Annotated in this window: 12 protein-coding genes and 1 riboswitch; of the genes, 7 read left to right on the top strand and 5 right to left on the bottom strand. The window is 71.8% G+C overall.

All coding sequences use genetic code 11. From position 1 onward, the window contains the following. Nucleotides 1-127: 127 nt before the first annotated feature. From ACFVZW_RS30910 to ACFVZW_RS30900, 3 genes are read right to left on the bottom strand one after another with little or no spacing between them, the layout of a single operon-like run. The gene (locus ACFVZW_RS30910) at nucleotides 128-493 is read right to left on the bottom strand and encodes an Rv2175c family DNA-binding protein (protein ID WP_383562399.1); all 366 of its coding nucleotides are present in this window, start codon (nucleotides 491-493) and stop codon (nucleotides 128-130) included. A 44-nt stretch (nucleotides 494-537) separates the two neighbouring features. Then, complete coding sequence (locus ACFVZW_RS30905; RefSeq protein ID WP_384528194.1) at nucleotides 538-1,752, bottom strand: NAD(P)/FAD-dependent oxidoreductase; 1,215 nt, start codon at nucleotides 1,750-1,752, stop codon at nucleotides 538-540. Nucleotides 1,753-1,780: 28 nt separating this feature from the next. Further along, a complete protein-coding gene (locus ACFVZW_RS30900; RefSeq protein WP_384528192.1) occupies nucleotides 1,781-2,122 on the bottom strand; it encodes a hypothetical protein in 342 nt (113 codons plus the stop codon). Between the two features lie 54 nt (nucleotides 2,123-2,176). Next, nucleotides 2,177-2,289: riboswitch (TPP riboswitch) on the top strand. Between ACFVZW_RS30900 and thiO the strand changes: the two genes are divergently transcribed. The 6 genes from thiO to ACFVZW_RS30870 all read left to right on the top strand — a co-directional run bounded on the left by thiO (nucleotide 2,287) and on the right by ACFVZW_RS30870 (nucleotide 7,950). Then, complete coding sequence (thiO, locus tag ACFVZW_RS30895) at nucleotides 2,287-3,444, top strand: glycine oxidase ThiO (RefSeq protein WP_384528189.1); 1,158 nt, start codon at nucleotides 2,287-2,289, stop codon at nucleotides 3,442-3,444. Its footprint overlaps the riboswitch before it by 3 nt. After that, a complete protein-coding gene (gene thiS / locus ACFVZW_RS30890; RefSeq protein ID WP_383562407.1) occupies nucleotides 3,441-3,653 on the top strand; it encodes a sulfur carrier protein ThiS in 213 nt (70 codons plus the stop codon). The genes thiO and thiS overlap by 4 nt, the downstream gene beginning before the upstream one ends. Nucleotides 3,654-3,658: 5 nt before the next feature. Beyond that, entirely contained in the window at nucleotides 3,659-4,453 is a 795-nt protein-coding gene (locus ACFVZW_RS30885; protein ID WP_384528186.1) for a thiazole synthase, read from the top strand. 91 nt (nucleotides 4,454-4,544) lie between these two features. Continuing rightward, entirely contained in the window at nucleotides 4,545-6,455 is a 1,911-nt protein-coding gene (gene pknB / locus ACFVZW_RS30880) for a Stk1 family PASTA domain-containing Ser/Thr kinase (protein WP_384528183.1), read from the top strand. A gap of 6 nt (nucleotides 6,456-6,461) precedes the next feature. Continuing rightward, a complete protein-coding gene (locus tag ACFVZW_RS30875; RefSeq protein ID WP_384528180.1) occupies nucleotides 6,462-7,313 on the top strand; it encodes a deoxyribonuclease IV in 852 nt (283 codons plus the stop codon). Between the two features lie 82 nt (nucleotides 7,314-7,395). Further along, nucleotides 7,396-7,950 (top strand): DUF4396 domain-containing protein, encoded by a 555-nt coding sequence (locus ACFVZW_RS30870; RefSeq protein ID WP_384528177.1) that lies wholly within the window; start codon nucleotides 7,396-7,398, stop codon nucleotides 7,948-7,950. A gap of 30 nt (nucleotides 7,951-7,980) precedes the next feature. Here ACFVZW_RS30870 and ACFVZW_RS30865 read toward each other — a convergent pair whose 3' ends face one another. Then, on the bottom strand, nucleotides 7,981-8,613 hold the full coding sequence (locus ACFVZW_RS30865; RefSeq protein WP_384528174.1) for a sulfite oxidase-like oxidoreductase: 633 nt from the start codon (nucleotides 8,611-8,613) through the stop codon (nucleotides 7,981-7,983). A 176-nt stretch (nucleotides 8,614-8,789) separates the two neighbouring features. Between ACFVZW_RS30865 and bfr the strand changes: the two genes are divergently transcribed. Beyond that, nucleotides 8,790-9,266, top strand: a complete 477-nt coding sequence (gene bfr / locus ACFVZW_RS30860) for a bacterioferritin (RefSeq protein WP_384528171.1) — start codon at nucleotides 8,790-8,792, stop codon at nucleotides 9,264-9,266. A gap of 15 nt (nucleotides 9,267-9,281) precedes the next feature. On the opposite strand, the gene ACFVZW_RS30855 is transcribed toward bfr, so the two are convergent. Continuing rightward, complete coding sequence (locus tag ACFVZW_RS30855) at nucleotides 9,282-9,527, bottom strand: (2Fe-2S)-binding protein (RefSeq protein WP_329121521.1); 246 nt, start codon at nucleotides 9,525-9,527, stop codon at nucleotides 9,282-9,284. Nucleotides 9,528-9,696: the final 169 nt, after the last annotated feature.

Here is a 9,696-nt window from a genome sequence, read left to right as displayed (position 1 = left end):
GGGGGGGGGGGGGGGGGGCGGTGGGCGGGGGGGGGTGTTTTGGCTTTAGCCCCCGGGTGGGGGGGGTTGTTCCGGGGGGCCGGGCCCGGGCCCGGCCCCACGGAGCCTCTGTGGTGTCTTCGGTGCGTCAGACGGCGAGCGCCTGGGCGCGGCGCTTCACCTCCGTGCCGCGATTCTCGCTGAGGGCCTGCGCGGGCGTGCCCGGCAGGCTCGGGTCGGGAGTGAAGAGCCACTCCAGCATCTCTTCGTCGGTGAAGCCGTCGTCCTTCAGGAGCGTCAGGGTCCCGGAGAGGCCCTTGACCACCTTGTCGCCGTCGATGAAGGCGGCGGGCACCTGAAGCGCCTTGTTCTCACCGCGGCGTACGGCGATGAGCTGGCCCTCCTTGACCAGCTGCCGCACGCGCGTCACCTCGACATCGAGCATTTCCGCGATGTCGGGAAGGTAGAGCCAGGCGGGGACGAGAGCATCGGTTCTTGCGTCAATCTCGGTCACGTGGACAAGCCTGCCATCCCGGACTGACAGCCGGTAGTCGAGCCCTACAGGACCGCCGCCTTCAGGGGGACGGAAGGGTCCGCGGCCCGCTCCGGATCGATCCGGGTGCCGGACTCGATCAGCTTGCGGCCCTGGGCCAGGTCGCGGGGGCGTCCGACGGCGAGCAGGGCGACCAGGGCGCCGTCGCGCAGCCAGAGGGCCGACCAGGAGGGTCCGGCCGGGTCGCCGCGCCGGAGCAGTTCCGCGTCGTCTCCATGGTGCCCGGCGTACTGCACGAAGCGGCCGAACTGCTCGGACCAGAAGTAGGGCACCGGGTCGTACGGCCGGGGGGCCTCGCCGATGATGTCGGCCGCGACGGTGCGCGGGCCCTGGAGCGCGTTGTCCCAGTGGTGGACCAGGAGGCGGCGGCCGTAGCGGGCGGAGGGGAAGGAGGCGCAGTCGCCGACGGCGTACACGTCGGGCAGGGAGGTGCGCAGCCGCTCGTCGGCGGTGATGGAGCCGTCCGCGTCGCGGGCGATGCCGGAGTCGGCGAGCCAGCCGGTGGCGGGGCGGGCGCCGATGCCGACGACGACCGCCTCGGCCGGCAGCCGGCGGCCGTCGGCCAGGAGGACCGTGCCGGGTTCGACGGCGGCCACGCGCGCGTGGGTGAGGAGTTCGGCGCCGCTCTCCTCGTACCACTGCGCCATCGGGGCGGTGACCTCGACGGGGAGCGCGCCTGCGAGCGGCCGGTCGGCGGCCTCCACGACGATGACGGCGCACCCCGCCTGGCGTGCGGCGGTGGCGAACTCGGCGCCGATCCAGCCGGCACCGACCACCACGATGTCGTGGCGCCGCTCCAGGACGGGCTTGAGGCGGGCGGCGTCGTCGAGGGTGCGCAGCAGATGGACGCCGGGCACGCCCTCGGTGCCGGGCAGGGTGACCGGCTCGGCACCGGTGGCGACGACCAGGACGTCGTACGGGACGGGTCCGGCCTCGGTGTCGACCTCGTGGTCCTCGGCGCGCAGCCCGGTGACGTCGAGGCCGAGGCGCAGTTCGATGGCGAGGGCCTCGAAGTCGACGTCGAAGGCGGAGTCCTCGGCCTTGCCGAGGAGCACGGCCTTGGAGAGGGGCGGCCGGTCGTAGGGCTGGTGCGGCTCGGCACCGATGAGGGTGACCGGGCCGGTGAAGCCCTGTTCGCGCAGGGCGACGGCGGTCTGCACCCCCGCCATGCCGGCGCCCACGATCACGACCCGCTGTTGTGCCTGCTTCTGCTCGCTCACCCGATCACCTTAACGATCTGACGCACCGTCAGGAAGGCAGCTGTTCCACCACACTGGTGCCGGAGCCCTCCTGGGACTCCCATGCCCAGGTCTCCTCCAGCCGAACGCGCCCGTCCGGCAGCTCCACCACCGTCGAGACGCAATGCCCGGAAGAGGTGGATCCGTCCTGCTTCAACTGGACGTAGCGGAAGTCGAGACGGTCCCCCGCGCGCGTGCCGACGAGGTTCCCGCGGACCACGTCCCCGCCCGCGTACTCGGCCCAGATCCGGCCGCCCTCCTCGTGGTACGTGAAGCGGGTGCGCGTGCCCACCTGGCCGGGGGCCTGGTCGGCGACGGGCGCGAGGACGAGTCCGTCAAGGGATCGGGCCACGGCGGAGGCTCCCTTACTGGGCGTCGGGGGCGGGGGTTAGTCTGACCGTCAACGTAGAGCACTCGCGGGAGCCCGGACGCACCGGGCTGAGAGGGAGGCTGGCCGGCCTCCGACCGTACGAACCTGATCCGGGTCATGCCGGCGAAGGGAGGGGCTGGACGCCCATGTCGCGTACATCCGACGTCCTCGTCATCGGGGGCGGAATCATCGGTCTGGTCACGGCCTGGCGGGCCGCGCAGCGCGGGCTGCGCACCGCGGTCGTCGACCCGGAACCGGGCGGCGGTGCCGCCCGCGTGGCGGCCGGGATGCTGGCCGCCGTCACCGAGCTCCACTACGGCGAGGAGACCCTGCTCGCCCTCAACCTCGCCTCCGCGCGCCGCTATCCCGGCTTCGTCGCCGAGCTCCGGGACGCCACCGGACACGACGTGGGCTACCGCGCCTGCGGCACGCTCGCCGTCGCGCTCGACGCCGACGACCGGGCGCATCTGCGCGAACTGCACGCCCTGCAGACCCGCTGCGGCCTGGAGTCGGAGTGGCTCAGCGGCCGTGACTGCCGTCGTCTGGAGCCGATGCTGGCCCCCGGCGTGCGCGGCGGCCTGCGGGTCGACGGCGACCACCAGGTCGATCCGCGCAGGCTCGCCGCCGCGCTGGTCACCGCCTGCGAGCGGGCCGGTGTGGTCTTCCACCGCGCCCTCGCGGAGCGGCTGACCGTCGTACGGGACCGGGCGGCGGGCGTGCTGCTCGCCGGGGGCGAGGCGCTCGAAGCGGACCAGGTCGTGCTGGCCGCGGGCAGCCTCAGCGGCCGGCTCGCCGGCGTACCGGACGATGCGCTTCCGCCCGTACGCCCCGTCAAGGGGCAGGTGCTGCGGCTGACCGTGCCGGGGGCGTACGCGCCGTTCCTGTCGCGAACCGTCCGGGCGGTCGTGCGCGGCAGCCACGTCTATCTGGTGCCGCGCGAGAACGGCGAGCTGGTGGTCGGCGCGACCAGCGAGGAACTGGGCTGGGACACCACCGTCACGGCGGGCGGGGTCTACGAGCTGCTGCGCGACGCCCACGAGCTGGTGCCGGGCATCACCGAGCTGCCGCTCACCGAGACCCGCGCCGGCCTGCGGCCCGGCTCCCCGGACAACGCGCCGCTGCTCGGCCCGACCGCCCTGCCCGGCCTGCGGCTGGCGACGGGGCACTACCGCAACGGGGTCCTGCTCACCCCCGTCACCGGCGATGTGATGGCCGACCTCCTCACCACCGGCGTGCTTCCGGACGAGGCCCGCCCCTTCACCCCCCGCCGCTTCTCCCCCGTACGTCAGGAGCAGCACGTATGAACGACTCGACGAACGTCTCCGTCAACGGCGAGGCGCGTGTCCTCGCCGCGCCCACGACCCTCGACGCGCTGGTCGCGACGCTGACGCCGGCGCCGTCCGGCGTGGCCGCGGCCGTCAACGAGACGGTCGTGCCGCGCAGCCAGTGGTCCGCGACCCTCCTCGGCGAGGGCGACCGGGTCGAGGTCCTCACTGCCGTGCAGGGGGGCTGAGCACGATGTCCGACGACACCTTCCTCCTCGGCGGTACGGAGCTCTCCTCGCGTCTGATCATGGGCACGGGCGGCGCCCCGAGCCTGGACGTCCTCGAACGCTCCCTGATCGCCAGCGGCACCGAGCTCACCACCGTCGCCATGCGGCGTCTCGACCCGACCGTGCAGGGCTCGGTCCTGTCCGTGCTGAACCGGCTCTCCATCCGCGTCCTGCCGAACACGGCGGGCTGCTTCACGGCGGGCGAGGCCGTCCTGACGGCGCGGCTCGCCCGGGAGGCGCTGGGCACCGACTGGATCAAGCTGGAGGTCGTCGCCGACGAGCGGACCCTGCTGCCCGATCCGATCGAGCTGCTCGACGCGGCGGAGACGCTGGTGGACGACGGCTTCACGGTCCTGCCGTACACCAACGACGACCCGGTCCTGGCGCGGAAGCTGGAGGACGTGGGGTGCGCGGCGATCATGCCGCTGGGCTCGCCGATCGGCTCGGGGCTCGGGATCCGCAACCCGCACAACTTCCAGCTGATCGTGGAGCGGGCCGGGGTGCCGGTGATCCTGGACGCGGGTGCCGGGACGGCCTCGGACGCCGCCCTGGCGATGGAGCTGGGGTGCGCGGCGGTCATGCTGGCGTCGGCGGTGACCCGGGCGCAGGAGCCGGTGCTGATGGCGGAGGGGATGCGGCACGCGGTGGAGGCGGGCCGGCTGGCGTGGCGGGCGGGCCGGATCCCGCGCCGCCACTTCGCGGAGGCCTCGTCCCCGACGGAGGGCCGCGCGGCCCTGGACCCGGAGCGGCCGGCGTTCTGACGGCCGGCGGACCGGTCCCGCACGTCACAGCTGTGCTGCGGTAGCGGCCGGTGGGGACGGGGTGTCCTCACCGGCTCGTAAACTCAAGGCCGTGGACACGACCCTTCATGACCCCCTCGTCGGGCAGCTGCTCGACGACCGCTACCGCGTCGACGCGCGCATCGCCGTCGGCGGGATGGCCACGGTCTACCGGGCCGTCGACACCCGACTCGACCGGGTGCTCGCGCTCAAGGTGATGCATCCGGACCTCGCCACCGACGCCACCTTCGTGGAGCGGTTCATCCGCGAGGCGAAGTCCGTGGCGCGGCTCTCGCACCCGAACGTCGTCGGGGTCTTCGACCAGGGAGCGGACGGCGCGTACGTCTATCTCGCCATGGAGTACGTCGCCGGGTGCACCCTGCGCGACGTGCTGCGCGAGCGCGGGGCGCTCCAGCCCCGGGCGGCGCTCGACATCCTGGAGCCGGTGCTCGCCGCACTGGGCGCCGCGCACCGGGCCGGGTTCGTGCACCGGGACATGAAGCCGGAGAACGTCCTGATAGGGGACGACGGCCGGGTCAAGGTCGCCGACTTCGGTCTCGTACGGGCCGTGGGCTCGGCCACGAACACCACCGGCTCCGTCCTCGGCACCGTGTCGTACCTCGCCCCCGAGCAGATCGAGCACGGCACGGCGGACACCCGCGCCGACGTGTACGCCTGCGGTGTCGTCCTGTACGAGATGCTGACGGGCGGGAAGCCGCACTCCGGGGACACCCCCGCGCAGGTCCTCTACCAGCACCTGAACACCGACGTCCCGGCCCCGTCCGCCGTCGTCCCCGGTCTCGCCCTCGAACTGGACGAGCTGGTGGCGACCGCGACCGCCCGCAACCCCGACGTCCGCCCCTACGACGCCGTCGCACTCCTCGCCCTGACCAGGGAGGCCCGCTCGGCGCTCGGGGACGAGCAGCTGGACGCGGTCCCGCCGCAGGCGCACCGGGAGGACACCACGGGCGCCGAGGACCGGACCAGCGTCATCCCCCGGACCCTGCCCGCGGAGACCGAGCAGCCGGTGCAGCACACCAGCCGGCTGACGATGCCGCCGCCCGAGCCCCGGCCGGAGTCCCGGCGCGCTCCGCGCCGCCCCCGCGGCCCTCTGCTCGTCCTGGCGGCCGTCCTGCTCGCCCTCGGGCTCGGCGCGGGCGTCTGGTACATCAATTCCGGCCAGTTCACCCGCGTCCCGGCCGTCCTCGGCCAGAGCGAGCCGCAGGCCACGAAGCGGCTCAGGGACGCCGGGCTCGACGTCGGCACGACGAAGCGCGCCTTCAGCGACGTGTACGAGCGCGGCACGGTCATGGCCACCGACCCCGCCTCCGGCGCGCGGATCCGGGGCAACGGCACGGTAACGCTCACCATCTCCCGCGGCCCGCAGATCGTGAAGGTCCCGAACCTCAAGGGGAAGCCGCTGGCGGAGGCCAGGCGGCTCCTGGCGAAGGAGGGGCTGGCGCCGGGTGTGATCACCCGGGCGTTCAGCCAGGACGTCGCGCAGGGCGCCGTGATCAGCTCCGACCCCGAGCCCGGCACCGAGCGCAGCCCGGACTCGGCCGTGGCCCTGGTCGTGAGCAAGGGCGTCCCGATCGACGTCCCCGACGTGGCCGGCGAGACGGTGGACGAGGCCACGAGCACGCTCCGGGACGCCGGCCTCAAGGTGGAGGTCGCCACCGAGCGCGTCCACTCCCCCGAGGCGGCAGGTACCGTCGCGGCCCAGTCCCTCGCGGAGGGCAGCCGCGCCGCGCAAGGCGACCGGATCGTCCTGACCGTCTCCAAGGGCCCGCGGATGATCGAGGTCCCCGACGTCGTGGGCGAGTCCACCGACACCGCGCGCGAGAGACTGGAAGGCGCGGGCTTCGAGGTGAAGGTCGAGAAGACCTTCCCCTTCCTCGGCGACAAGGTCTCGGGCCAGTCCGTCGAGGGCGGCTCCACCGCCCCCGAGGGCTCCACCGTCACGATCACGATCAAGGGACTGTAAGAACTCATGCGCAACCCCGTCGGCGGCCATGTCCCCGTGGCCGGCGGCCTCGCCACGGTCGGTCTGGGCTACGCCCGCGAGCTGGGCGCGGAGACCGTGCAGGTCTTCGTCGCCAACCCGCGCGGCTGGGCCACCCCCGTGGGCAACCCGGCCCAGGACGAGCTGTTCCGCGCCGGGTGCGAGGCCGAGTCCCTGTCCGCATGGGTCCACGCCCCGTATCTGATCAACTTCGGCTCCCACACCGAGGCGACCGTCGACAGGTCGGTGGAGTCGCTGCGGCACTCGCTGCGCCGGGGCCGGGAGATCGGCGCGAAGGGCGTGGTGGTGCACACCGGATCGGCGACCGGTGGCCGGCCGAGAGCCGAGGCGCTGGCCCAGGTGCGGGAGCGGATGCGGCCGCTGCTCGACGAGCTGACGCACCCGGACGACCCGTTCCTGCTGCTGGAGTCGACGGCCGGGCAGGGGTTCTCGCTCTGCTCGCGCGCCGAGGACTTCGGCCCGTACTTCGACGCGCTGGACCGCCATCCGAAGCTCGGCATCTGTCTGGACACCTGCCACATCTTCGCCGCGGGCCACGATCTGACCGGGCCGTACGGCATGGCGCAGACGCTCGACCGGCTGGTGGAGGTCGTCGGCGAGGGGCGGCTGAAGCTGATCCACGCCAATGACTCCAAGGACGTCGTCGGCGCGCACAAGGACCGGCACGCGAACATCGGGGCCGGCCACATCGGCGAGGAGCCGTTCCGCGAGCTCATGCGTCACCACGCGACCGAAGGCGTCCCGCTGATCATCGAGACCCCGGGCGGGGAGGAAGGGCACGTGGCGGACGTGGAGCGGCTGAAGAAGCTCAGGGGCTGAGTCTCCCGTTGAGGAATACCCCTGGGGGGTATACGGTTCCTGTGGAGGCAGCAGGAACCGCTACCGGTCATTGGGGGACCCCATGGAGCACGAGGCGCACGCGCACCACCGATCCGCGCACGACCACGCCACCCACCACGGGCACGAGAGCGACGCCGCCCACGAGGGCCACGGCGGCCGCCAGGGGCACGCCCCCGGCAAGGTGAGCTGGTCCATGGCGGCGAAGGCCACCCTCCACTGCCTCACCGGCTGCGCCATCGGCGAGGTCCTGGGCATGATCATCGGCACCGCGCTCGGCTGGGGCAACGCCCCGACGATGGTCCTCGCCATCGCCCTGGCCTTCTTCTTCGGCTACTCGCTGACGCTGTGGGCGGTCACCCGCGCCGGCCTGAGCCTGAAGGCCGCCATCGGGGTCGCGCTCGCCGCCGACACGCTCTCGATCGCCGTGATGGAGATCGTCGACAACGGCGTGCTGCTGCTGGTCCCCGGCGCGATGGACGCCCATCTCTCGGACGCGCTGTTCTGGGGCGCCCTGGCCTTCGCCTTCCTCATCGCCTTCCTGATCACCACACCCGTCAACAAGTGGATGATCGGCCGCGGCAAGGGCCACGCGGTGGTCCACCAGTACCACCACTGAGACCGCGCACGAGAGGGCGGCCCGGGGCGTCTACAGCTCCGGGCCGTCCCCGGGCTCCTCCTGGTAGGAGTACCGCTGCTCGGTCCACGGATCACCGATGTTGTGATAGCCGCGCTCCTCCCAGAAGCCGCGGCGATCAGCGGTCATGTACTCCACGCCCCGGACCCACTTGGGCCCTTTCCAGGCGTACAGATGGGGCACCACGAGACGCAGCGGGAAGCCGTGCTCGGCGGTGAGCAGCTCATCGTCCTTGTGGGTGGCGAAGATCGAGCGCTCCGAGGCGAAGTCGGAGAGCCGCATGTTGGCGCTGAAGCCGTACTCGGCCCAGACCATCACATGCGTGACGTTGGCGGCCGGCGGGGCGAGCTCCAGGATCGTCCGGGCGGACACCCCACCCCATTCGGCCCCGATCATGCTGAACTTCGTGACGCAGTGCAGATCGGCCACGACCGTCGAGAACGGGAGCGCCGAGAACTCCTCGTGGTTCCAGCACCGCTTGTCGCCGTCCGCCGTCGCCCCGAAGACCCGGAACTCCCAGCGATCGGGCTTGAACTTGGGGACGGGGCCGTAGTGGGTGACCGGCCAGCCGCGCTGCAGCCGCTGCCCCGGCGGAAGATCCGACTGCCCTGCTTCCCGGTGTACTCCGCTCTCCGGCTGACCCATGTCATCCATGGTGACAGACCGCGAGGGGTGGTCATGACCAGCCAACCTCGCACACCATCTTGATTCAGGGCAACTCCCACTAAGCCTGCACTTACTGGACGCCCCCCATCCGTGGTGCAAGGATGCGGCCATCCTGCCCAGTCACGACATAGACATGCGTGGAAGGAGCCTCTGCGATGCAGGGCGACCCCGAGGTCCTCGAGTTCCTCAACGAGCAGCTGACCGGCGAACTGACGGCCATCAACCAGTACTGGCTGCACTACCGCATCCAGGACAACAAGGGTTGGACCAAGCTCGCCAAGTACACCCGCGAAGAGTCCATCGATGAGATGAAGCACGCGGACAAGCTGACCGAACGCATCCTGATGCTGGACGGTCTGCCCAATTACCAGCGGCTCTTCCATGTACGGGTCGGTCAGACGGTCAAGGAGATGTTCGAGGCGGACCGCCAGGTGGAGGTGGAGGCGATCGACCGCCTCAAGCGTGGCATCGAGGTCATGCGCGCCAAGGGGGACATCACCTCGGCGAACCTCTTCGAGGAGATCCTGGCCGACGAGGAGCACCACATCGACTACCTCGACACGCAGCTGGACCTGATCGAGAACCTCGGCGAGGCGCTGTACATCTCGACGCTCATCGAGCAGCCGAGCTAAGGGCTCCGGGCGGCTCTACGCGGCTTCGGAGAGGTCCTCGGGGGCAGAGGTCAGGGCCGGCATCCCCTGGTCCAGGAGCTCGCGGCGAGGGCAGTTGCCGCGCCCGAGGATGGCCTGAATGCGCCGCACGCACGAACCGCAGTCGGTTCCGGCCTTGCAGGCCGAGGCGATCTGGCGAGGTGTGCAGGCGCCCGCGTCCGCGTGCTCCTTGACCTGCTTCTCCGTAACGCCGAAGCATGAGCAGACGTACACGCGGTTCACCTCCTGCCGGGATCGATAAGGCTAACCTAACCTTACCCGGCACCTACGAGGTGTAAAGCCCGGAAAAGACTGTTGGGGGGGGGGGGGCAAGATGGAGCCCCCCCCCCACGGAGTAAGAGACAAATATAATGGGGGGTGAAGGGCGGCCCCCCGAACAGCCGGGAGAGCC

Origin of the sequence: Streptomyces sp. NPDC059567 (assembly GCF_042735655.1) — a bacterium.
In the GTDB taxonomy this organism is placed as follows: domain Bacteria; phylum Actinomycetota; class Actinomycetes; order Streptomycetales; family Streptomycetaceae; genus Streptomyces.
The sequence above is the reverse complement of the archived record's forward strand: the minus strand, read 5'-3'. Positions and strand labels throughout refer to the sequence as shown.